The organism is Vogesella aquatica (assembly GCF_028548455.1).
GTDB lineage: Bacteria > Pseudomonadota > Gammaproteobacteria > Burkholderiales > Chromobacteriaceae > Vogesella > Vogesella aquatica.
This window is the reverse complement of sequence record NZ_JAQQLF010000002.1, coordinates 224,118-247,966: the sequence shown is the minus strand read 5'-3', so window position 1 is coordinate 247,966 and position 23,849 is coordinate 224,118. Positions and strand designations below refer to the sequence as shown.

Annotated in this window: 21 protein-coding genes; 9 read left to right on the top strand and 12 right to left on the bottom strand. The window is 57.7% G+C overall.

Going from position 1 to position 23,849, the window contains the following annotated elements:
* Window positions 1–5 precede the first annotated feature (5 nt).
* The 6 genes from PQU95_RS02710 to PQU95_RS02685 all read right to left on the bottom strand — a co-directional run bounded on the left by PQU95_RS02710 (window position 6) and on the right by PQU95_RS02685 (window position 6,904).
* On the bottom strand, window positions 6–1,151 hold the full coding sequence (locus PQU95_RS02710) for a hypothetical protein (RefSeq protein WP_272750569.1): 1,146 nt from the start codon (window positions 1,149–1,151) through the stop codon (window positions 6–8).
* A gap of 39 nt (window positions 1,152–1,190) precedes the next feature.
* Complete coding sequence (locus PQU95_RS02705; RefSeq protein WP_272750568.1) at window positions 1,191–1,805, bottom strand: acyltransferase; 615 nt, start codon at window positions 1,803–1,805, stop codon at window positions 1,191–1,193.
* A gap of 237 nt (window positions 1,806–2,042) precedes the next feature.
* The gene (gene wecC / locus PQU95_RS02700) at window positions 2,043–3,284 is read right to left on the bottom strand and encodes a UDP-N-acetyl-D-mannosamine dehydrogenase (RefSeq protein ID WP_272750567.1); all 1,242 of its coding nucleotides are present in this window, start codon (window positions 3,282–3,284) and stop codon (window positions 2,043–2,045) included.
* 1 nt (window position 3,285) lies between these two features.
* Window positions 3,286–4,419 carry a non-hydrolyzing UDP-N-acetylglucosamine 2-epimerase gene (wecB, locus tag PQU95_RS02695; RefSeq protein WP_373321366.1) on the bottom strand — a complete coding sequence of 378 codons (1,134 nt, stop codon included), beginning with the start codon at window positions 4,417–4,419 and terminating at the stop codon, window positions 3,286–3,288.
* 13 nt (window positions 4,420–4,432) lie between these two features.
* Window positions 4,433–5,788 (bottom strand): undecaprenyl-phosphate glucose phosphotransferase, encoded by a 1,356-nt coding sequence (locus PQU95_RS02690; RefSeq protein ID WP_272750566.1) that lies wholly within the window; start codon window positions 5,786–5,788, stop codon window positions 4,433–4,435.
* 336 nt (window positions 5,789–6,124) lie between these two features.
* On the bottom strand, window positions 6,125–6,904 hold the full coding sequence (locus tag PQU95_RS02685; RefSeq protein ID WP_272750565.1) for an IclR family transcriptional regulator: 780 nt from the start codon (window positions 6,902–6,904) through the stop codon (window positions 6,125–6,127).
* A gap of 149 nt (window positions 6,905–7,053) precedes the next feature.
* On the opposite strand from PQU95_RS02685, the gene PQU95_RS02680 reads away from it, so the two are divergent.
* Complete coding sequence (locus tag PQU95_RS02680) at window positions 7,054–7,593, top strand: VOC family protein (protein ID WP_272750564.1); 540 nt, start codon at window positions 7,054–7,056, stop codon at window positions 7,591–7,593.
* A gap of 74 nt (window positions 7,594–7,667) precedes the next feature.
* Complete coding sequence (locus tag PQU95_RS02675) at window positions 7,668–9,629, top strand: acetoacetate--CoA ligase (protein ID WP_272750563.1); 1,962 nt, start codon at window positions 7,668–7,670, stop codon at window positions 9,627–9,629.
* 102 nt (window positions 9,630–9,731) lie between these two features.
* Here the strand turns inward: PQU95_RS02675 and PQU95_RS02670 are convergent, their stop codons facing one another.
* The 4 genes from PQU95_RS02670 to cysS form a co-directional block, all read right to left on the bottom strand.
* Window positions 9,732–11,381, bottom strand: a complete 1,650-nt coding sequence (locus tag PQU95_RS02670; RefSeq protein WP_272750562.1) for an ArnT family glycosyltransferase — start codon at window positions 11,379–11,381, stop codon at window positions 9,732–9,734.
* 122 nt (window positions 11,382–11,503) lie between these two features.
* Window positions 11,504–12,448: a hypothetical protein gene (locus PQU95_RS02665; protein WP_272750561.1), complete on the bottom strand. Its 945-nt coding sequence runs from the start codon at window positions 12,446–12,448 to the stop codon at window positions 11,504–11,506.
* A 160-nt stretch (window positions 12,449–12,608) separates the two neighbouring features.
* On the bottom strand, window positions 12,609–12,824 hold the full coding sequence (rpmE, locus tag PQU95_RS02660) for a 50S ribosomal protein L31 (RefSeq protein ID WP_017508844.1): 216 nt from the start codon (window positions 12,822–12,824) through the stop codon (window positions 12,609–12,611).
* 138 nt (window positions 12,825–12,962) lie between these two features.
* On the bottom strand, window positions 12,963–14,336 hold the full coding sequence (cysS, locus tag PQU95_RS02655) for a cysteine--tRNA ligase (protein WP_272750560.1): 1,374 nt from the start codon (window positions 14,334–14,336) through the stop codon (window positions 12,963–12,965).
* 131 nt (window positions 14,337–14,467) lie between these two features.
* On the opposite strand from cysS, the gene PQU95_RS02650 reads away from it, so the two are divergent.
* The 7 genes from PQU95_RS02650 (at window position 14,468) to PQU95_RS02620 (ending at window position 22,160) form a co-directional block, all read left to right on the top strand.
* A complete protein-coding gene (locus PQU95_RS02650; protein ID WP_272750559.1) occupies window positions 14,468–16,246 on the top strand; it encodes an ABC transporter ATP-binding protein/permease in 1,779 nt (592 codons plus the stop codon).
* Between the two features lie 150 nt (window positions 16,247–16,396).
* Window positions 16,397–17,782, top strand: a complete 1,386-nt coding sequence (locus PQU95_RS02645; RefSeq protein ID WP_272750558.1) for an FAD-binding oxidoreductase — start codon at window positions 16,397–16,399, stop codon at window positions 17,780–17,782.
* Between the two features lies 1 nt (window position 17,783).
* Window positions 17,784–18,953, top strand: coding sequence for a sensor domain-containing diguanylate cyclase (locus tag PQU95_RS02640; RefSeq protein WP_272750557.1), 1,170 nt, complete (start codon window positions 17,784–17,786; stop codon window positions 18,951–18,953).
* Window positions 18,954–19,016: 63 nt separating this feature from the next.
* Complete coding sequence (gene arfB, locus PQU95_RS02635; protein WP_272750556.1) at window positions 19,017–19,412, top strand: alternative ribosome rescue aminoacyl-tRNA hydrolase ArfB; 396 nt, start codon at window positions 19,017–19,019, stop codon at window positions 19,410–19,412.
* A gap of 88 nt (window positions 19,413–19,500) precedes the next feature.
* Complete coding sequence (gene motA, locus PQU95_RS02630; protein ID WP_272750555.1) at window positions 19,501–20,361, top strand: flagellar motor stator protein MotA; 861 nt, start codon at window positions 19,501–19,503, stop codon at window positions 20,359–20,361.
* Window positions 20,362–20,478: 117 nt separating this feature from the next.
* Window positions 20,479–21,132 (top strand): HD domain-containing protein, encoded by a 654-nt coding sequence (locus PQU95_RS02625; protein ID WP_272750554.1) that lies wholly within the window; start codon window positions 20,479–20,481, stop codon window positions 21,130–21,132.
* Window positions 21,133–21,245: 113 nt separating this feature from the next.
* Window positions 21,246–22,160: a glutaminase gene (locus tag PQU95_RS02620; RefSeq protein ID WP_272750553.1), complete on the top strand. Its 915-nt coding sequence runs from the start codon at window positions 21,246–21,248 to the stop codon at window positions 22,158–22,160.
* 53 nt (window positions 22,161–22,213) lie between these two features.
* Here the strand turns inward: PQU95_RS02620 and PQU95_RS02615 are convergent, their stop codons facing one another.
* Both PQU95_RS02615 and PQU95_RS02610 read right to left on the bottom strand, forming a co-directional pair.
* Entirely contained in the window at window positions 22,214–22,984 is a 771-nt protein-coding gene (locus tag PQU95_RS02615) for a substrate-binding periplasmic protein (protein ID WP_272750552.1), read from the bottom strand.
* Complete coding sequence (locus tag PQU95_RS02610; protein WP_017508834.1) at window positions 22,984–23,709, bottom strand: YebC/PmpR family DNA-binding transcriptional regulator; 726 nt, start codon at window positions 23,707–23,709, stop codon at window positions 22,984–22,986. The genes PQU95_RS02615 and PQU95_RS02610 overlap by 1 nt, the downstream gene beginning before the upstream one ends.
* Window positions 23,710–23,849 lie beyond the last annotated feature (140 nt).

Below are 23,849 nucleotides of genomic sequence, written 5' to 3'. Positions count from 1 at the left end.
TATCCTCAAAAAAATGGTTTCCACCTAACAATTGAATTGATTACTTTGAAGTTCATTAAGGCTAGCATTCCTATTTGAAAAATACTCACTACTAGCACGATCATAGAGGTCAGGCTCTGGTGCAAATAGGCAGCAACAAATAGTCCACCACCTAAAAACATGATTAAAATACGCGGACCAAGTGTTGTGCTTAGCTTCGATTCGATCACCAGAAGTGATTCGATATAGACGTTAAACCATAAAATTGTAAGATAAACCCAAAATAGAAAAATACACCAATTTAAATAATCAAAAATTCTTTTATACAACAAATAGACAACCTGATCTGCAAAAAAGAAAGCCAATATAAAATAGAGCACTAGTATTAATGTAGCTAGACAGACGCTTTTTACAGCAGTGTTTATTTTATTTTCACTACGACCTATCTGCCGCTTGTGTACAACCTCCATCGATCTAAGCACAACATTAATTGGCTGAAAAACAGATCGTACAATATATAGAACCTCGACAAGTGCTTTATCAACAAATGCAACCAATAAAAATGGTAGATTCAATATCATCTGATTAACAATTACAGGGAGCGCATTAGCTCTCAAGACCTTGCAATATACTAAACGAAACAAAACACAATTCACCCTTATTTTAATAAGTAATCGATAAAATCTCAGTGGATAAACAGCTGGAAAGCACATAACAAGAAAAAGAACCCAATTACCCGCCCCTTGTTTACAAAAAACAAATATAATTACAGCGCCGATCAAAAAGAGCAATGATAAAACCAAGCTTTCATTGTGATTATTTTTCTTTACTCTAGAGAATTCAACACCACAGTATGTCGCAAACAAATAGATAAATAAAGACAAAACACCAACAGGTTCCCACACGAACACAAATGGGAACAAAATAAGAAGCGGCACCAAAAAAAGATAAAAACCATTAATTCTCACATCACTAATTTTAATAAATCTTAAACTAACAGGATCGAGAATCATTGCTCGAATTAATGTAACGCCAAGTGTGGCAACGATTATAGCCACACTAAAATTCGTCAGGCCATCTGAAGTAAAGTTATGTGCAATTGCAACGCCAACAAATAAGTTCGCACCGGAAAAAGCAACCTGCTCAATTAATCTTTTTGCACTTGATAGCACAAGCCACTCCTATATACACGGAAACATTAATAATGACTTTTATATAACCTCTTTGCGGAACCTAATGACTCTTGCAGGATTACCCCCTACAATAGCCCAATCGGGTATATCTTTCGTAACAACGGATCCTGCACCAATGATGACATGATTGCCTATTTTTTTCCCGGGCAAAATTATTGAATTTGCGCCGATCCAGACATCATTGCCAATACTTGTAGGAACAATTGTTATTGGCTGTAAATACATGAATTCATCTAATTTGGAGTGCCCATGCGTTGTACTATAGATTTTTACATCAGGCCCCATCATCACACCACTACCTATCGTCACTTTCCTTTGTATAACCGATCTAGTGCCAATCCCACTATTTGATCCAATTTTAATATCATAAGATATATCCGCATTAGAACCAACAACCAAACCATCGCCGCACTCAGTTAAGAAATTTCTTACTAAGAAAACACGTACCTTTGGAAGAAAGAATGAATATGGCCTATATGGCTCGGGGGTGTGCCTAAAAATTGCCATATACAAGAAGTACATGGCCATTCGAAAATATTTCATTATCAATTCACACTCCACTTCCATAAAAAACTTGTGCAATACATTTTTAGCGAGAGATGAATTGCTAAACTCTACCTCTAAAACAACCATCAAATAGATCGTATGCACAAAACTACAGAACGACTCACGACTAGGTCAAAAATAAAGAACACTAGATATTCTAAAGCCATAATTGAAGACAGCGACTAAGTAACCCCTTGTAACTTGATGAAAAAATCTAGACCGTGTCGCGCCAAATGAATCAACAAGCGACAGCCCCACAGCAACAATAGAATAACTTTCATTTAGTTACTAAAACTACTTAGTGTGATTTAAAAAAATTTAATACTAAATAATGCCGCGTGTGTCAATTGCAATTTTAGTTGCAAAGCTACTCTTATCGATCACTTTAAATTCCTTATGATCTACTAAAATCACAATGATATTTGCAAAATTTAAAGCTGACTCAACATCGCTCAATTCAATACCTGCATCTTTTAACTTACTTGGCAAAGTATCAATATTTGGCTCTACAGCGATTACTTTGCCGATTTCTTTTTCTGCTAATGATTTAACGATTTCCAAAGCAGGGCTTTCACGTAGGTCATCAATATCAGCCTTAAATGCCAAACCAAAGCAGGCAATGACTGGCTTTTTAAATTGATCCGCAGCGGCGGCAATCTTTTCAATCACATACTGCGGCTTGTAGTCATTCACCTCGCGGGCCTGGCGAATCAGCTTTGCCTCATCCGGGCAGCTGTTTACGATAAACCACGGGTCTACGGCAATGCAGTGCCCGCCTACCCCTGGGCCGGGATTCAGGATATTTACACGTGGGTGGCGGTTTGCCAGCTTGATCAGCTCCCATACATTGATTTTCAGCTTGTCGCAGATTAGCGATAGCTCGTTGGCAAAAGCAATGTTTACGTCGCGGAAGCTGTTTTCTGTCAGCTTGGCCATTTCGGCAGTTCGGGCATTGGTAATAATGCACTCGCCACGTACGAAGGTCTTGTACAGCTCAACTGCGCGTGCGCTGCAGGCTGCCGACATGCCGCCAATAACGCGGTCGTTGCTTACCAGCTCTTGCAACACATAGCCGGGCAGTACGCGTTCCGGGCAGTGTGCTACACGGATATCGGCGGCTTCGCCTTTTTGCTGTGGAAAGGTCAGATCCGGGCGAGCTGCGGCCAACCAGGCGGCCATCTGCTCGGTGGCACCTACTGGCGAGGTGCTTTCCAGAATCACCAGATTACCTTTTTCCAGCACCGGGGCGATAGCGTTGGCCGCAGATTCGATATAGCTCAAATCCGGCTCGTGGTTTTCACCTTTAAACGGAGTGGGCACGGCCACAACAAATGCCTCTGCTGCTTCTGGCTTGGTGGTGGCGCGCAGCTTGCCGGTCATTACCGTGCTGCGTACGACTATGTCCAGATCCGGCTCTACAATATGGATATTGCCTTGGTTGATGGTATCTACTGCGTGCTGGTTAACGTCAACACCAATTACCTCGATACCACGCGATGCAATGACAGCCGCGGTAGGCAAACCGATATAGCCCAGGCCAATAACAGAGATTTTGCTGAAAGACATACTATTTCCCTTGTGAAGTTTTAATGATTTCTACAATGCGCTGGCATGCTTTGCCATCGCCATAAGGGTTGTGCGCTTTGGACATGCTTAGATAAGCTTGCTGATTGTCCAGTAGCTGTTTAACGGTGCTAATGATGTTTGACTGGTCGGTGCCTACCAGTTTTACTGTGCCGGCAGCTACTGCTTCTGGCCGCTCGGTGGTATCGCGCATTACCAGTACTGGCTTACCCAGCGATGGTGCCTCTTCCTGAATACCACCCGAATCCGTCAGAATGATATGGGCTTTATCCATCAGGTAGACAAATGGCAGGTAATCTTGTGGCTCGATAAGGTACACATTGTCCACGCCAGACAGTATGCGGTTTACCGGCTCACGTACGTTGGGGTTAAGGTGCACGGGGTAAACAATCTGTACATCCGGGTAATCTGCGGCCAACTGTGCCAGCGCACTGCAAATATTTTCAAAGCCGCTGCCAAAGCTTTCGCGGCGGTGCCCTGTAACCAGAACCATGCGCTTGCTACTGTCCAGGAAAGCAAACTGCTGGCTAAACTGCTCTGCAAATTTGACGTTGCTATCCAGTTTGGCTTTTACCCATAGCAGCGCGTCAATGACGGTATTGCCGGTAATGGCTACCTGGCTGGCAGGTATATTTTCTTTTGCCAGGTTTTGGCTACTGGTATCGGTAGGGGCAAAGTGCCATTCGGCCAATGCACCGGTCAGTTTACGGTTGGCTTCTTCTGGCCATGGTGAATACAGGTTGCCAGTACGCAAACCAGCCTCTACGTGGCCTACTTTGATGCGGGCATAAAATGCGGCCAGGCTAGCGGCCAGCGTGGTGCTGGTATCACCGTGTACAAGCACGATATCCGGTTTGAAGTCTGCCAGCACTGGCTCCATGCCTTGCAGTATGGTGCTGGTTATCTGAGACAGGCTTTGGCCTGGCTTCATGATATTCAGGTCGTAATCTGGCTTTATTTCAAATAGCGCCAGTACTTGATCCAGCATTTCGCGGTGCTGGGCTGTCACGCATACCTTGCTATCGATACCATCGGCTTCGGCCAGCGCGTGTACCAGCGGGGCCATTTTGATAGCCTCGGGGCGTGTGCCAAAAACAGTCAAAACTTTGATGGTCATATCATATCCAGTGTTAATAAGCGTTTTTGTTCACAAAGCCCTTGAATACCGTCAGGAACACAATGCGCAGATCCAGCCATACCGACCAATGCTCCAGGTAGTGCAGGTCGTATTCCACACGCCATTTCATTTTGTCTATGGTGTCGGTTTCGCCGCGCAGGCCGTTTACCTGGGCCCAGCCGGTTATGCCGGGCTTCATCTTGTGCCGCAGCATGTAGTTGGGGATCAGCTCTTTATAGTAGTGGTTATGCTGCACGGCGTGCGGGCGCGGGCCTACTATGCTCATGCGGCCTTGCAGTACATTGATGAACTGCGGCAGCTCGTCCAGGCTGGTGCGGCGCAAAAACGCCCCCAGCGGGGTAATGCGGGCGTCGTTTTTGGTGGCCTGGGTCACTTTGTCGTGCTCCTGGTGCACGGCCATACTGCGAAACTTGTACACCACAATCTCTTCACCGCCCCAGCCGTGGCGCTTCTGGCGAAAGATCACAGGGCCGGGCGATGTCAGCTTCACGGCGGCGGCAATACCCAGCATCAGCGGGCTGATCATAAGCAGGATGATGCTGGCCAGTACGTAGTCTTCTATCTGCTTGATCAGTCGGTTTATGCCACCCAGTGCGCTACCGCTGATATCCAGCATAGGCACGCCCATGATGAAGGTTACGCCGTGGTTGATCATACGGTAGGTCAGCAGATCTGGCACCACGCGGATATCGGCAGCGCTGTGTTTTAGCGCATCTAGCACAGCAGGGATGCTGGAAGCTTCGTGCGCGGGCAGGTTGATCCACACTTCGTCGTAGGTGGCGTCACTGGCTAGCTGGGTAATGCGTGCCAGGTCGTTGGCACTGACCTGGCGCGTGACTTTAAAGCCGCTCCACGATGCCTCACGGGCGCGCTTGGCCAGGTCGTTGCTCATGGGGCCCTTGCCTATCAGCAGCACTTCGCGGGTGTTTACGCCACGGCGGTGCAGCCAGCGCAGGGCCTGCATCACCAGGGTACGCTGCAGCAGCAGCAGCGGCAGCATGCTGGCTATCCAGGTGCCCACAAACAGGCGCGAATACGCTTCAGAGCTTTTGCTGAAAAACAGCCAGGACAACAACAAGCCTATTGTGATGACCCACGCCAGTACTACACGCCCGTACATGGCCTGCCACGAGCCGCCACGGAAAGACTGGTACACCAGCGACGAGCACAGCATGGCTAACAGGCTGGTGGCTACAATCAGGCTGTCGTAGCCCAGTGGCAGGGTGCTACTGCCGCCAAAACGCAGCCAGGTCGCCAGCTCGGCGGCCTGCCACACGGTAAGGGCATCCAGTAACAAGATGATATTGCTGACTATGGCAGAGCCTTGCTTGAGGCGGCCGGTTTTCATGGTGTACTTCCTGCAGTAAGCATACCGCCGCAGTGGGATGACGCGGCACGGTATTTCGATAAATAGCATTGCTGTTCACACTGCCATTCTTTCACCTATATTTTACAACAATCGTACAAATTTCATTAATGCCAACCGGTTTTTTTTACACGCATTCTTATAGGATAACGTGCACCGCAGCAGTGCACATCGCCTTAAGTAGCTGATTTAAAAAAAATATAGCCACCCAAGGTGGCTATGACAGCATACGTTATTAAAATTAATATTTAAAATTGATGGCCAATTTATAGCCAGCTTGTTTCGATTAGGTGTTGATGCTGCACCACAGCAGAAAGCTTAGCCCCCCGCTGCTGCATTAAAACCCAGGCTATACGATATGGCTGCAGCGCAAGCAGCCAGCTTGCGGGCCAGCTCGCCGCCCCAGGCGGGGTCAAAATCTGCAGCGGGGCCTAGCGTGGTAATGGCCAGTGCCAGTTGGCCGCTGCTGTCGAACACCGGTGCCGACAGTGCATTGATGCCTGGCAGCGGATAGCCCACTGCGCGGGCCATGCCGTGCTCGCGCACCTCGGCCAGCGTAGCCGCCAGCCCGGGCTGCTGCCCGGACGGCTTGTGCGCCAGCTCGCTTTCTATCACGGCACGCGTCAGCTCGGCCGGCAGCCAGGCGGCAAACACGCGGCCGGTGGCCGAATCCAGCACCGACATCACGCTGCCGGCGCGCATATTGATGTGCACGATGCGGTTGCACTCCACGATGCGTACCACGGTAGGCCCGTGGTTGCCCCACACCGCCAGCGCCACGTTCTGGTTAATGTCCAGCGCCAGCCGGGTGGCAGCGTCGCTGGCAATCTTCACTGCATCCAGCTCGTGCAGCGCGGTCAGGCCCATCTGCAGGGCAAAGCTGCCCAGCCGGTACTGGCCGGTCACCGTGTCCTGCTCTACCAGACCCAGTTTGCCAAAGCTCACCAGATAAGGGTGCGCCTTGGCTGGCGGCATGCCCGCGTCGCGCGCCAGGTCTTTCAGCATCATCGGTGCGCCGGCACGTACCAGCGCTTGCAACAGGGTGCCGCCCACTTCAATAGATTGAATGCCGCGGCGGGCGTCTTTTTCTGCGTCCATAACGATATAAGCGAGTGAGGTTGGCCGCAGTGTAGCATTGCTGCCGCGGTGCGAATGTTTGTTAATATAGAATCTATTGAGCAATATCTAACAATGCAGTATGGTTCAGCCCATGCAGCCATCGCTGCCCTGCCCACGGAGACAACACCATGCTGATCCAGAAAATCCACCACGTGGCCTACCGCTGCAAAGACGCCAAAGAAACCGTCGAGTGGTATGTAAAACACCTCGACATGAAGTTTGTGCTGGCTATTGCCGAAAACGAAGTGCCATCCACCAAGCAGCCAGACCCGTACATGCACGTGTTTCTGGACGCCGGCCAGGGCAATATCCTGGCATTCTTCGAGCTGCCAAACAGCCCGGAAATGGGCCGCGATACCAACACCCCGGCCTGGGTGCAGCACCTGGCGTTACAGGTAGATAGCATGGACACCCTGCTAGCCACCAAGGCACGGCTGGAGGCGGCGGGCATCAAGGTGATCGGCCCCACCAACCACACCATTTTCCACAGCATTTATTTCTTCGACCCCAACGGCCACCGCCTGGAGCTAGCCTGCAATACCGGCACGCCCAAAATGATGCAGCTGCTGGACGAAGTGAAATGGGACATGCTCAACGAGTGGGCGGCCACGCGTAAAGCGCCACAACACGCCCGCTGGATGCACGACGGCAGCTATCAGGAAGACTGAGCCTGTTACGTTAACGTAAGTCGTCGTACACTAGCCATACCGCCGGAATAACACGACACAGAGGAGACCCACCCATGCACGCACCGGATACCCCTATCTGGCAGCCCGCCCCGGGCCGCGCTGCCGCCACCCACCTGGCAGCCTTCAGCAAACTGATGTCCACGCTGGACGGCAGCGGCTATGCCGACTACGACAGCCTGTGGCAGGCCAGCGTAGACCGGCCAGACCGGTTCTGGAACCAGGTGTGGGATTACAGCGGCGTGCTGGGCAGCAAGGGCGGGATCGTGCTGCAGCAGCCGGGTGGCATGCGCGAGGCGCGCTTTTTTCCCGAAGCCGCGCTGAACTACGCCGAAAACATGTTGCGGCGCAAAGACGATGCGCTGGCAGTAACATTCTGGGGCGAAGACAAGGTAAAACGCGAGCTGAGCTGGTGGGAGCTGAACGATCTGGTATCACGCCTGCAGCAGGCCATGAAAGAACACGGCATACAGTGTGGTGACCGCATTGCCGGCTATATGCCCAATATGCCGGAAACGCTGGCCGCCATGCTGGCCGCCACCAGCCTGGGCGCGGTATGGACCAGCTGCTCGCCGGACTTCGGCACCGACGGTGCCATCGACCGCTTTGGCCAGACCGCGCCGCGCATCCTGTTCTGCCCCGATGGCTACTGGTACAACGGCAAGCAGGTGCAGATCCTGGACAAGATGCGTGTTATCGCTGCCGGCTTGCCATCGGTAGAAAAAATCGTGGTGGTGCCCTACCTGGGCGAGGCTGACGCTTTTGCGGCCAGCCTGCCGCAGGCCAGCACGCTGGATGGCTTCATGCAGGGCTTTGTGGCACGCGAGCTGGCTTTTGTGCGCGTGCCCTTCAATCACCCCTTGTTCATCCTGTATTCCAGCGGCACCACTGGCAAACCCAAGTGCATCGTGCATGGCCACGGCGGCACTTTGCTGCAGCATCTGAAAGAACACCAGCTGCACGCCGATATCCACGCGGGCGACCGCCTGTTCTACTTCACCACCTGCGGCTGGATGATGTGGAACTGGCTGGTGTCCGGCCTGGGTAGCGGTGCCACGCTGATGCTGTACGACGGCTCGCCGTTTGCCAAGGGCGGCCATATCCTGTGGGAGTACGCCCAGGCTTACCGCTGCAGCCATTTTGGCACCTCGGCCAAGTACATCGACGGCCTGAAGAAAATCGACCTGCAGCCACGCCAGCACTACGACCTGTCCAGCCTGCGCGCCGTGTTCTCTACCGGATCGCCGCTGGTGGCAGAAAGCTTCGACTGGGCCTACCAGGCCATCAAGGCCGACATGAACCTGGCGTCCATCTCCGGCGGCACCGATATCGTGTCCTGCTTTGCACTAGGCTGCGCCGCCTTGCCGGTATACCGTGGCGAGCTGCAATGCCGTGGCCTGGGCATGGCGGTAGAAATACGCAACGACCATGGCAAACCGGTACAGGGCGAAAAAGGCGAGCTGGTATGCACCAAACCCTTCCCGTCCATGCCTATCGGCTTCTGGGGCGATGACAACGGCGAAAAATACCGCAAGGCCTACTTTGACCGCTTTGCCGACGTGTGGTGTCACGGCGACTACGCCGAGCTCACCGCACACGGCGGCATGGTGATCTACGGCCGCTCCGACGCGGTACTGAACCCGGGCGGTGTGCGCATCGGCACCGCCGAAATCTACCGCCAGGTAGAAACCTTCCCGCAGGTACTGGAAAGCATCGTGGTAGGCCAACGCTGGCAGGACGACGAGCGCGTGGTACTGTTTGTGAAACTGCGCGACGGCCAGGCGCTGGATAGCGAGCTGGTGGCGGCCATCAAGGACAGGATCAAGAACGGCGCCAGCCCGCGCCACGTACCGGCCAAGATCATTGCCGTGGCCGACATCCCCAAAACCATCAGCGGCAAGATCGTGGAGCTGGCAGTGAAAAACGTGATTCACGACGAACCGGTGAACAACCTGAGCGCGCTGGCCAACCCGGAAGCGCTGCAGCTGTTTGCCCGGCTGCCACAGCTACAAAGCTAGCACGTAGCCTGCGGCCAACCCAAGTTGGCCGCAATCGCGCCAAAAGCCAAGGCCACCGCATGCGGTGGCCTTGGCTTTTACTGGCAGTATCCAAGCACAAACTTAATGCGCTGCCGGCAGGCGCTGCAGCAGGTAGTACACCTCGTGCTTGTCACGCGGGCGGCTACCCTGCCAGCGCAGCTGCCAGCCATCGTAATGGGGTGGCTGGTCCTTCTCCCCCACCACCAGCTGTAGCGTGCACGGCGCGGCTTGCCCTGCCGCCACCGGCTTCAGGCGCAGCTGCGCGTAATATTGCCAGCTTACCCGCGCCATCATCTGGCGCTCGTCTATCGCCACGCATTTATCCCCTGCCGGCATGGCTTTCATCATGCCTGCCACCACCGGCTGGTAGCTTTTGGCTGCGTCCAGAAACGGTAGCCACAGCGTTAGCAGCAAACCCCACAGCAGCGACAAGCCGGCGGCCCAGTTGGTAATGGCCTGGCGGCCACGCAAATGGCGCCGCGTAACGGCCCACACCCACACCGCCGTCGCCAGCAGCGCCAGCAGCACAGCCAGCAGCGATACCTGCGGCGTGTAGTAAGGGCTGAAATACTCGGCGCGTGCGGCCAACCTGGCCGGCCAGCCAAAGTTCATGGCCGCCCAACCCAGCCACACCAGCAAGGCAAAGAAGCCAAAGGCCATCAGGCCAAACCAGTTCAGGAAAGCTGCCGCGCCACGACGCAGGCTGTCGAGCTCCACCGCAGCCAGCACCGCCAGCGGCAATAGCAGCGGCATGGCCTCTTCGGTGTGGCTGTTATTGGAAAAGGTCAGCAACAGCAACAACACCGCAAAGCTCAGCAAGGGCAGCTGCAGCATGGGCAGTTCGTAACGGCGGTTTTTCCACAGTGCCCACGCCGCTAGCGGCCAAGCTGGCCAGGCGTACCACAACACCAGCTTGGGGTAGTAGCCCAGCTCATGAAACAGGCCGATACCGCCAAAACCGTGCAGCGGCCCCAGCGCGTAAGCCTGCCACCACTGCTGGAATACCAGCGGGTAGTTTTTATACAGTGCCCACGGCCACACCATGAGCAAAGGCAAGGCAAACAACAGCGCCATAGCCAGGGTGATGGCGTAGCGCTTGTTACGCCAGCTGGCGAAGGCCGGCAACAGCAGCGCCACACTCCACACCAGCATGAGCTGCAGCAGGTTGGTAGACAGGAATACCACCACACTAGCTGCGCCCAGCAGCGCACCGGCCAGCGCCGGGGCACGGCGGCTGAGCACCATGGCGTACAAAGCCGCCGAGAAACCGGCAAAGCCCGCCACGATCGGGTTCATTTCATGCCCGGTAACGATCAGCCCCAGACAACCGATCAGGATCATCACCACACTGCGGCCGTGGCGGCGGCCGATCAGCTCGCGCCCTATGCCCCCGGCAAACGCCAGCGCCACTGCCATGAACAGTGGCGTCGCCAGCCGCGCCGCATCGTGCAGCGGCAGCCACCACGGGGACAGCAAACGCGCCAGGCCGGCGGCGACCCAGTAGTACAACGGCGAGTTTTCCAGATAGGGTTGGCCGTCGATGGCGGGCAGCAGCCAGTGGCCACCCGCAACAAAGCTCTGCACCACGGCAGTGACGTAAGGCTCGTCCGGTTTCCACGGGGTATGCCCCAGAATACCTGGCCATAGCCAGACAAAACACAGCAGCAACAGTACCCAGGGTTTTTCGGTAGGCCGGGCGGCCACCTGGCTTTGCGCGGAATAAGTCAGCATGCGCGGAAATGACCAAAAGAGAGTAAGCCGACATTGTAGTGATAATCGTCGCCTGCACCTAGCAGGCAAAACAAACGCCACGCGGCAAGCGGCGTGGCGCGGGCGGACAAACGGCTTGCGGGCTAGCCTAGCTGTCCACGCAGGCGCAAACCCAGGCGGGCGATGGCGATTTTCAGGTCGATACGGCGCTTTTGCAGCGAGTTGCGCAGCTTGTTACGGCGGCGCTGGCGTTTGTGCTCTGGCGCCGCTTGCAGGCGCTTGAGCTCGTCCTCGCGCCAGTCGTGCCGGGCGCACGCGGCTGCCAGCTGCGGTACCGACAAGCCCGGCGGCTGGGCGGCAAAAAAACTGGCCAGATATAGCGGCGCTTCGTAGCTGTAGTTCCAGTAGTGGTGCAAGGCTGCATCCAGTGCCACCATTTCGTAGCGGCTGCAAGCCACCAGCGACAGGGCAAACTGCTCTACCCAGTTACGCGGCACCACACGGGTAAACAGATAATCGCTGACACCAATCACGTCATCAAAGAAGGCAGTACTGCCCGCCGGTACACCAATGGCACCGGCGTTCCACATCAACAGCCGCGAGGTATCGGTAATGCCCAGCCGCTGCAGCTGCGCCTGCTTTTGCTGCACATAACGGTGGTAATCCGGGAAGAACGCTGGCGAGAACGCGCCCTCTGCCACATGCATGCAGCACAACGGCGCCTGGCCGCCGTCTCCGCGCAGGCGGCTGAAAATGCCGTCGGGCAGATGCAGCCAACGGGTGTCGCAGTCTACATACAGCAGCGGGCCGTCCAGCTCGGCGCTGGCACGGCGCAATACATTGAGCTTGATGCGATGCACGTAGTCAAACGGGCCACGGAATGCGGCCAACTCGGCGCGCTGCAGGACAATGGCCCGGATCAACGGGTGCTGCGGTACTTCGCGGGCATCGTCGGTGTACACCACGATACGGATATCATCGCGCTGCTGCTGCAACAGCAGATGCAGCAGGGTCAGCACCGAAAAGCGGGTCTGGTCGTGGTATTTGCGGCTGCCGTGCGACAGGTACACGATATTGACGGGCATCATCTAACAGGCTCGAAAACGTAAACCGGCATAGTGTAGACGATATGACCACGCGCTGTAGCTGACATTTCAGCCAAGGCCGGCCTGCACCGCGCCATGGCGGCACGACAGGCATGAAAAAAGGCAGCCGAAGCTGCCTTTATGTCCATCTTGCAAGCGGTAATTAGCGCTTGAAGAAGCTGCCGAACTTCTGGTTGAAGCGATCAACGCGACCAGCGGTATCAACGATCTTCTGTTTACCGGTGTAGAACGGGTGGCACTGGGAGCACACTTCAATGTGGAAGGCGTCTTTAGCCATGGTGGACTTGGTGGTGAACTGGTTACCGCAGGAGCAGGTAACGGCTACTTCTTTGTAGTTCGGCTGAATATCGGCTTGCATGGCTTTTCCTTTTAACTCGGGTACAGGGGTTTTGCCTGTACTTCTTCAAAACGCGTGATTATCCAGACTAAAACGGCCATTGGCAAGGAAAAGCTGGCCGCGGCCAACCTTTCCTGCTATGGGCAGCGCGGTTTCAACTCAGGCACGGCGCCAGGTCGTGGCACCGGCGCTGTCTTCCAGCACGATGCCGGCGGCGGTGAGTTCGTCGCGAATGCGGTCGGACTCGGCCCAGTTTTTGGCGGCGCGTGCGTCCTTGCGCGCCTGGATCAGCGCCTCGACCTGTTCTGCGCTCAGGCCACCCTCGGCGCTATCGCCTTGCAGGAAGGCTTCCGGGTCGCGCTGCAACAGGCCCAGCACGCCGCCCAGGTCTTTCAGCAGGCGCGCCAGTGCCAGGTCCTTGCTCTTGTTCACCTCGCCAGCCAGCTCGAACAGTACCGATACGGCTTCGGAGGTGCCGAAGTCATCGTCCATCGCCGCCTTGAAGCGCGCCGCGTACGGGTTGGCCCAGTCAATGCCGCTGCTGGCTGGCAGGTCCAGGCCACGCAGTGCGGTGTACAAACGGGTCAGGCCCTGCTTGGCATCGTTCAGGATGCCATCGGTAAAGTTCACCGGGCTGCGGTAGTGGCTGCGCACGATGAAGAAGCGGATCACTTCGCCATCAAAATGGCCCAGCACATCGCGGATGGTAAAGAAGTTGCCCAGGCTCTTGGACATCTTGGTGCCATCCACGTTGATAAAGCCGTTGTGCATCCAGTAGTTCACGTACTGGTGGCCGTGTGCGCCTTCGCTCTGCGCGATTTCGTTCTCGTGGTGCGGGAACTGCAGGTCTTCGCCGCCGCCGTGAATATCGAAATGCTCGCCCAGGTGGTGGCAGCTCATGGCCGAGCACTCGATGTGCCAGCCAGGGCGGCCGGCGCCCCACGGGCTTTGCCACTGCGGCTCGCCCGGCTTGGCGGCTTTCCACAACACAAAGTCGAACGGGTCGCGCTTGTTCGGGTCTACGTCGATACGCTCGCCGGCGCGCAGGCTTTCCAGCGTCTTGCCGGACAGCTTGCCGTAGCCGTCGAACTCGCGCACCGCGTAGTACACGTCGCCATTCGGTGCCGGATAGGCCTTGCCACGGTGGATCAGCTTGCTGATGATGTCCTGCATGCCGCCAATATGCTGGGTGGCACGCGGCTCGAAGGTTGGCCGCAGCAGGCCCAGCGCTTCGGTATCGGCGTGCATGTCGGCGATGGTTTCTTCCACCAGCGCATCGGCAGTAATGCCACGCTCGGCAGAACGCTTGATGATCTTGTCGTCAATATCGGTAATATTGCGCACATAGGTCACGTCGTAGTTGCTGGCGGCAAACCAGCGGTAGATCACGTCGAAGGCAGTGAGCATACGGGCGTGGCCGATATGGCACAGGTCATAGACAGTCATGCCACACACGTACATCTTTACCTGGCCGGGTACGAGCGGTTTGAATTCTTCTTTCTGGCGGGTCAGTGTGTTGTAGAGCTTGAGCATGACAACTTGGCCTGTATCGGTTAAGTAACGAACCGCTATTGTAGCAAAGCCGTCAAGCCCCTAGCAGGCCGCTTTCACACCCGGCAGCATGCTTTGTTTCACAAATAAAATGACAACAGGAGCCGTAGAACATGAACTGGGGAAACGAACTATTGGCCAGCGGCATCTGGCTGGGCAAGGCCATGCTGATTACGGTGCTGATCAGCAGCATGGCCATCTGGCTCACCACCCGTTTCAGCCGCTGGGGGCGCCAGTTCCTGCGCCTGGCCGGTGACTTTTTCCGCCCGGCCAGTAACGGCTGGCGGCCATTGCTGACCATCCTGCTGGTGCTGCTGGTAACGCTGGCCGGGGTGCGGGTAAATGTGCTGTTTTCCAACTGGTACAACGAAATGTACGCCTCGCTGCAAAAGCTGGATGCCAAGCTGTTCTGGGCATCCATGCTGATTTTTGCCGTGTTGGCCAGCGTGCACGTTGGCCGCAGCCTGTTCGAGGTATACATCCAGCAGGCTTTTGTTATCCGCTGGCGCGAGTGGCTGAACGAGCGCATGTTGTCACGCTGGCTGCAGGGGCAGACGTTTTACCGCACCCAGCACCTGGCCGACCCGGTAGACAACCCGGACCAGCGCATCCAGCAGGATATCGCCAGTTTTGTCAGCAGCAGCCTGGCGCTGTCGATGGGCGTGATCGATGCCCTGGTATCCACCTTCGAGTTCACCCTGATCCTGTGGGGTCTGTCCGGCGTGCTGGCGGTATTCGGGCTGGAGATTCCGCGCGGCATGGTGTTTGCCGTATACCTGTACGTGATCGTGGCCACGGTGTTTGCCTTTGGCATTGGCCGCCCGCTGATCCGCCTGAATTTCCTTAACGAAAAACTGGGTGCGGACTACCGCTACGCACTGGTGCGGCTACGCGAGTACAGCGAGAGCATTGCCTTCTACCGTGGCCACCTTGTCGAAGGCGCGCAGCTACGCCAGCGCTTCGGCCGACTTATCGATAACAGCTGGGCCATCCTGTTCCGTAACCTGAAATTCACCGGTTTCAACTTTGTTGTCAGCCAGACCGCTGCCGTGTTCCCGTTCATCATCCAGGCACCACGGTTTTTCTCCAAACAGATCTCGCTGGGCGACATGGTGCAAACCGCACAGGCTTTCGGGCAACTGCAAGACAATCTGTCTTTCTTCCGCCGTGCTTATGACGACTTTGCCCAATACAAAGCGGTGCTGGATCGTCTTACCGGCTTTCTGGAAGCCGCCGAAGCCAGCGACGCCCTGCCCTGTGCCCATACGCAACAGCAAAGCAGCGGCCTGCAGCTTGGCCAGCTGGACGTCACTACCCCGGATGGCCGCCCCCTGCTGAGCGGCCTGAGCCTGAGCCTGGCAGCGGGTAATGCGCTGCTGATACGCGGCCCGTCCGGCAGTGGCAAAACCACCTTGCTGCGCGCCATCGCCGGCCTGTGGCCGTATTGCCAGGGCAATATCGGCTACCCGCTGGACAGCGTGCTGTTCCTGTCGCAAAAGCCCTACCTGCCACTAGGCAGCCTGCGCGATGCACTGAGCTACCCGCAGGCCGCCATTGCCGACACCGACCGTATCCAGCGCACCTTGCAAGCGGTACAGCTGGGGCACCTGGCCAGCCGGCTGGACGAAGAGGCAGACTGGAGCCGCATCCTGTCGCTGGGCGAGCAGCAACGCCTGGCATTTGGCCGCCTGCTGTTGGCCGCACCGAAAGTGGCATTCCTGGATGAGGCCACCTCGGCCATGGATGAAGGCCTGGAAGACGCACTATACCGGCTGGTGCGCAGCCAGCTGCCGGACACGGTACTGGTCAGCGTAGGGCACCGTAGCACCCTGCTGGTACACCATAGCCACCAGCTGCAGCTAGAGGGCGAAGGGCGCTGGCTGCTGCAATAGCCCTGGCACGGCGACGCAAGCCGTCCCACCGCGGGGCGGCTTGCGGGTTTCACCACAGCGACTCGCGTTGTTACGTAAGCGCTATATATAAATACTGTCACATTATTCATTTTGGGTGATAATTCCGCATCCGCCCATCTTGAGACACCCATGACAACCGCTTCCCCATGCGAGCCACTACTGGCAGCACTGCACGCTCTGCTAGGCGAACGCATGTCCACCAGCGAGGCCATGCGTGCCCACCACGGCCACGATGAGTCCTGCCACGCGGACGCCCTGCCCGATGCCGTGGTGTGGCCACACAGCACGGCCGAGGTCAGCGCGATTGCCTGTCTGTGCAGCCAGCACGGCGTGCCCATGGTGCCTTATGGTGCCGGCAGCTCGGTGGAAGGCCACACGCTGGCCATACACGGTGGCATCTGCATCGACTTGTCGCAGATGAACCGCATCGTGGCCATTCACGAAGCCGACCTCACCGCCACGGTAGAAGCCGGCGTGACACGCATGCAGCTCAACCGGGAGCTACGCCACAGCGGGCTGTTCTTTCCGATCGACCCTGGCGCCGACGCCACACTGGGCGGCATGAGCGCGACGCGCGCCAGTGGTACCAACGCCGTGCGCTACGGCACCATGCGCGAAAACGTACTGGCACTCACCGCCGTGCTGGCCAGCGGCGAGGTGGTCCACACCGGTACGCGGGCACGCAAGTCGTCTGCCGGCTACGACCTGACCCGCCTGCTGGTGGGTTCGGAAGGCACGCTGGCGATCATTACCGAAGTCACCGTGCGCCTGTACGGCATGCCGGATGCCATGTCGGCGGCGGTAGTGAATTTCGACAGCGTTACCGGCGCGGTGGATACCGTGATCCAGAGCATACAGTGCGGCATCCCGCTGGCCCGCGCCGAGATGCTGGACGCGCTGACCATGCAGGCGGTGAACCGCCACAGCCGCACCGACTACCCCGAGCGCCCTACGCTGTTTCTGGAGTTCCACGGCACCGCCGACAGCGTGGCCGAACAAGCCGCCATGGTGGGCGAGCTGGCCGCGGCCAACGGTGGCGGCGGCTTTGCCTGGGCCACGCGCGACGAAGAGCGCAACAAGCTGTGGCAGGCGCGCCATAACGCCTACTTTGCCGGCTTGCAGCTGCAGCCAGGCAGCCGCTGCGTGGCCACCGACGTATGCGTACCGATATCGCGCCTGAGCGAGTGCATTGAAGCTACCTACGCCGACCTGCGGCACGAAGGCATGCAAGCGCCGCTGTTCGGCCACGTTGGCGACGGCAACTTCCACCTGATGCTGCTGGTACAGCCCGGCGACGAAGCCGCCATGGCACAGGCCAAGGCTGTCAATCACCGCCTGATACAACGCGCGCAGGGCATGGAAGGCACCTGTACCGGCGAGCACGGCATCGGCATTGGCAAACAGCCGTATCTGGCGGCGGAAGCCGGCACCCACGGCATCGCCATGATGCGCGCCATCAAGCTGGCGCTAGACCCGGCGCAGTTGCTGAACCCGGGAAAGATCTTCAGCTACTAGCATGCTATCGCCGGACAAGCCCTCCCGCATGGCGTATTACCACGCACGGCAAGACCTGCACGCCCTGCCGGCCAGACGCACCGCCGCGCTGCTGGTAGGCAGCATCTTTACGCTGATGCTGTGCATGGAGTACGTACAGAACCAGGCTCACTGGCAAAGCATCCTGCTGCCGCGTGTCGCCGGTATCTGCTGGGCTTTTGGTGCACTCATGCTGATGCACGGCCGCAACGCCAGGCGGTGGGGCAATGTGTTCCATGTAGGTGGCGGCCTGCTCTACCCTGCCACCGTGGTGTGGTTCGGCTATGAGCTGGATCGCATCGGCATCGGCATCGGCTATTTGTCCATGACCCAGGGTTTTGCGATTGTCGACTTGATGCTGGTTGCCACCACGTCGCGCTTTAGCCTGCTTTGTGTGGCATCGCTCTGTAACTGGCTGATCGCCATTGCTTCGCTGCAGCTGTTCAATCTGCCCACCTTTGCCGTAGCCACCGTGGCAGAAAACGCCACCATCAGCCTGCTGCTGTGCCTGGCCATAGGCCGCATCATGTGCAAGCAGGCCAGGCGGCACGATAACAATCTGCACTTGCTGAAAAAGTCACGGCAACGCACCGAGCAAGCCATGCGCCAGCTCGCCAGCAGCCACCGCGAGATGCAACACATGGCAGACCGTGACCTGCTTACCGGGCTGTACAACCGGCGCGCGGGCATACGCCATATCAGCCAGATGCTGGAGCAGGCAGCCGGGCCTGGCGACAAGGCTTTGCTGGAAATCGACCTGGACCGCTTCAAGCCCATCAACGATCAGCACGGCCACAAAGCGGGCGATATGGTGCTGCAAATCACGGCAGAACGCCTGCTTACCACCCTGCAGGTGCAAGACGTGTGCTGCCGTTTTGGTGGCGATGAATTCATTGTGGCGCTGTGCCGGGACAGCAGCCAGGCGATACGCCGCACCATAGACGAGCTGGACTATGCGCTAAGCCGCCCTATCGCCTTGCCATCCGGCGCTATCGTATCGGTTAGCGCGAGCATCGGTTACTGCCCGGTCACCGCCCATAGCCAGCTGGAAGCGCTGATCGAGCAGGCAGATAACGCCATGTACCTGAAAAAGCGCGAACGCAGCTGCGACGGACAGCGACCCTTTGCCGAGCGGCGGCAGCAGCGCACATAGCGCTAGCCGCCAGACACGGCAGGCACTACACTGCCGCCAGACTTTTGCCGCAGGAAGAATGACTTGGCCCAGCTCCACCCGGATGACGTGACTTTTACTGCCATACGCGCCCAGGGCGCGGGTGGGCAGAACGTGAACAAAGTATCGTCCGCCATCCATTTGCGCTTTGACATTCGCGCCTCGCGCCTGCCTGACAGCCTGAAAGAGAAGCTATTGGCCAGTAGTGACCAGCGCATCAACAAAGACGGCGTCATCATCATCAAAGCGCAGCAATACCGCACCCAGGAACAAAACCGTCATGACGCACTGCAACGTCTGCAGGCCATGCTTGATGCGGCCAACATCACGATAAAAGCCCGCAAAGCCACCAAACCCACCTGGGGCAGCCAGCAGCGCCGGTTGGCAGGTAAATGCAATCGCGGTAGCATCAAGGCCATGCGCGGGAAAGTAGACTACTGACATGTTGCACTGCGGCTGGTATTCCGGCCGTATCTGTCCTTAAATTCACTCACATCCACGCCTTGCACACTTAGGGGAACGCAGGCTCATGAACGTTGGTATCGGTTACGCAATTGCGCTGATTTGTATTTTTGGCGCCTACATCATTCACGGCGGCGACATCATGGTGATTGTCCATGCACTGCCTACCGAACTGATGGCCATTCTGGGCGGTGCCATTGGTGCCTTTGTGGTATCCAACCAGGGCAAAACACTCAAGGCGGTGAAAGCCGCCCTGCCCACCCTGTTCAAAGGCTCGCCCTACACCAAGGCCCGTTATATGGACTTGCTGGGCATGCTGTTCGAGATTCTGGTCAAGATCCGCAAAGAAGGCCTGATGTCGGTGGAAAAAGACATCGAAGACCCGCATAGCAGCGCGGTATTTTCCAAGTACGAAGCGATTGCTCACGACCATCACGTGATGGATTTCATCACCGACTACCTGCGCATCATGGTATCCGGCAACCTGAACGCCATGGAAATCGAAAACCTGATGGATATCGAAATCGAAACCCATCACCACGAAGGCCACTCCCCCGCCGCGGCGATTACCCGCCTGGGTGACGCCCTGCCGGCCTTCGGTATCGTGGCAGCGGTGCTGGGTGTGGTGAACACCATGGGCTCGGTAGGCCAGCCACCTGCGGTACTGGGCGGCATGATCGGCTCGGCACTGGTGGGTACCTTCCTGGGTATTTTGCTGGCTTACGGTATCGTGGCGCCGCTGGGTACCTTGCTGGAGCAAAAGCTGGATGAAAGCTCGAAAGAGTTCCAGTGCATCAAGACCGTGCTACTGGCCAGCATGCAGGGCTATGCCCCGCAAACTGCGGTGGAGTTTGGCCGCAAGGTGCTGTACTCCACCGAGCGCCCCACCTTCCAGGAGCTGGAAGAAAGCATCAAAGGCAAGAAATAACCTGCTTCATGCCGATAAAAGCGCCCTGCGGGGCGCTTTTGTTTTTTTGGCAGGCAGCACATTGACAGGCTGCCCGCCGGCTTTTTAAATGGGCGGCCCTTACCGGAAAGCCACACCATGACGCACGCTCTACCCCACTGGCAGGCCATCTGCCGCGACCTGGCCGCGCGCCACGCCGGCAACGACGGCGCCCACGACCTGGCCCACTTGCAGCGCGTATGGCAAAGCGCCAGCCAGCTGCTGCACAGCTACCCGCAAGCTGATGCGCTGGTGATAATGGCAGCCTGCTACCTGCACGACCTGGTGAACCTGCCCAAAAACCACCCGGAACGCCACCTGGCCTCGCGCCAGGCTGCCGCGCTGGCCTGCAGCGAGCTGGCCGCGGCCGGCTTCCCTGCCGACAAGTTGGCCGCAGTCGGCCACGCCATCGAGGCGCACAGTTTTTCCGCGGCCATCTCCCCGCAAACACTGGAAGCGCAGATCGTACAGGACGCCGACCGGCTGGATGCACTGGGCGCCGTCGGCCTGGCGCGGCTGTTTTACACCGCCGGCAAAATGGACAGCCAGCTGGCGCACCCGGACGACCCGCAGGCACAGCAGCGCCCGCTGGATGACCGTAGCTACGCGCTGGACCACATCGCCGTAAAGCTGGCCACCCTGCCGGCCACCATGCAAACCGACGCAGGCCGCGCACTGGGCGAACAGCGCCTGGCCTGGATCATGCAATTCCGTGCCACCTTTCTGGCGGAGTGGGGTAGCAAGCAACCCTGAATGCACGCGGGCCCGCCCGCGGCACGCTGCGGCCAACCCTGGCCACAGCCATCGGCAGCAGGGCGGCAAAGACCGCCCGCGCCACCTTTACTACCACAACACCTGTGATAAAAATGGACATTCAGCAACTGATAGACGATATCGCCCGCGATATCATTCCCTACCTGTCAGCCGGCAAGCCGGCGGACTACATCCCGGCGCTGGCCGGGGAAAGCGCCACACAGTTTGCCATGGCGGTTTCCACCCTGGACGGCCAGCACTTCCATACCGGCCTCGCCGACAAGCGTTTTTCCATCCAGAGCATTTCCAAAGCCTTCATGCTGGCGCAAACGCTGGCCCAAACCGGCGAAGCCCTGTGGCAGCGCGTAGGCAAAGAGCCTTCCGGCAACCCGTTCAACTCGCTGGTGCAGCTGGAGTACGAGCACGGCATTCCGCGCAACCCTTTCATTAATGCCGGTGCACTGGTGGTAACCGATATCGCCATCAGCCAGCAGGGCGACAGCAGCGCGGCGCTACGCAGCTTCCTGCGCGAAGAAAGCGGCGAAGAGGCGCTGGATTTCGATTATGTGATTGCGTCATCGGAAGCCGAACACGGCCACCGCAACGCGGCGCTGGCGCACTTCATGAAGAGCTGCGGCAATATCGGCAACCCGGTAGACCAGGTGCTGGCGCACTACTTCCGCGCCTGCAGCCTGCGCATGTCGGTACGCGAACTGGCGCGTGCCGGCCTGTTTCTGGCCAACCACGGCGCCTCGCCCATCAGCGGCCAGCAGCGGCTTAGCCGCAGCCAGGCCAAGCAGGTGAACGCCATCATGCTGACCTGCGGCACCTACGATGCCGCCGGCGAGTTTGCTTATCGCGTGGGCCTGCCGTGCAAGAGCGGTGTCGGTGGCGGCATTCTGGCCATCCTGCCGGGCAAGATGAGCATCGCCGTGTGGAGCCCCGGGCTGGACGCGCGCGGCAACTCGCTAGCCGGGCTGGAGGCGCTGGACCGCTTTACCACCCGTAGCGGCCAGTCGGTGTTCTGAGCCGGGTTGGCCGCAACGCGGCAGCACGCTGCCTGCGGCCAACCTTGCCGGGCCTAGTACTGCGCCTGGAGCTCGGCCAGCAAGCGGTTCAGGCTACGATCCTGCCTCATCCTGGCAATGGTGGCATTCAGCCGCGCGATCATTGCGCGGGCACCTGGATAATGGCGGGAGACCGCAAAATAGTTCGGGTCCAGCATGATGGGCAGGCTCACGATACGCAGCTGCTCGATGACAATACCCGCCTGACGTGCGTTGTAACGCACCGCGTGCACCCCACCGGCAATCACCGCAGCATCCAGCCGGCCCGCTACCAGCATCTGCAAACGCTGCTGCGGGCCGCCATCCTCGTTGACCAGCATGGATGGCATGGCCGCATTGAACGCATCGGCAAAGCGTGAAGCACGGGTGGTACCCACCCTGCGCCCGGCCAGATCCGTAGGGTGGCGAAAGGCAAATGGTCGCGCAGCGGCTTGCACCAGCACCACCGGGTCATCCATGACCTTGTGCGAGAACAGCATCTGCTGCTCGCGTTCCGCTGTTTTGGAAAACACCGGTGCCATGATGCCTTTACCAGCTGCCACTTCCTGAATGGCGCGCGCCCACGGCATGCAATAGGCTTCGGCCTCGATACCTGCCTGCCTCAGGATAGCCAGGCCCAGATCTACACCGTAACCGGCGGGGCGGCCATGCTCGGCAAAGTGCTTGGGCACGGTGTGCTCACTGCAATACATGCGCACAGGCGTGGCTGCGGCCAACCCTGCGTGGCCAAGCAAAAAGAAAAAGCCTGCTATGAAGCAGGCTTTGGCCAGACGCACTGCCGGCATCAATCTTCCAGCACGGCCGAGGTATACACCTCTTGCACGTCGTCCAGGTCTTCCAGTGCGTCCAGCAGCTTCTGCATACGCACAGCGTCGTCACCGGCCAGCACGCTTTCGTTTTGCGGACGCATGGTCACTTCGCCCATTTCGGACTTGAAGCCTGCGGCCTCCAGCTCGCCCTTGATACGGGTGAACTCGTACGGCGGGGTAATCACTTCCAGCGAACCGTCGTCATTGCTGACTACGTCGTCGGCACCAACCTCCAGTGCCTTTTCCATCAGCGCGTCTTCGTCGGTACCCGGTGCAAATACCAGGTAGCCGCAGTGGGTAAACTGGAAGGCCACGCAGCCGTCGGTACCCATATTGCCGCCGTATTTGGAGAACGCATGGCGCACGTCGGCCACGGTACGGGTTTTGTTGTCGGTCAGGCAGTCCACCATCACGGCAGCGCCGCCAATGCCGTAGCCTTCGTAACGGCATTCCAGGTAATCCACGCCTTCCAGCGTGCCGGCGCCACGGTCGATGGCGCGCTGGATGTTGTCCTTGGGCATGTTGGCATCCCAGGCCTTGTCCACCGCCAGACGCAGGCGCGGGTTGGAATCAATATCGGCACCGCCCATTTTGGCGGCAACGGTGATTTCCTTGATCAGACGGGTAAAGATTTTGCCGCGCTTGGCGTCAGCGCGTTCCTTCTTGTGCTTGATATTCGCCCATTTACTGTGTCCTGCCATATAATCACCTTTACCTATATTTTTCAACAACTTAGCTGGATTAGGAGCTTGTAAAACTGCTGATTTACACAGTTTTTACACACTTTACTGATAGCAAAGTTTATCATACCCCCAAATACTCACATAGATGGGCACAAGCT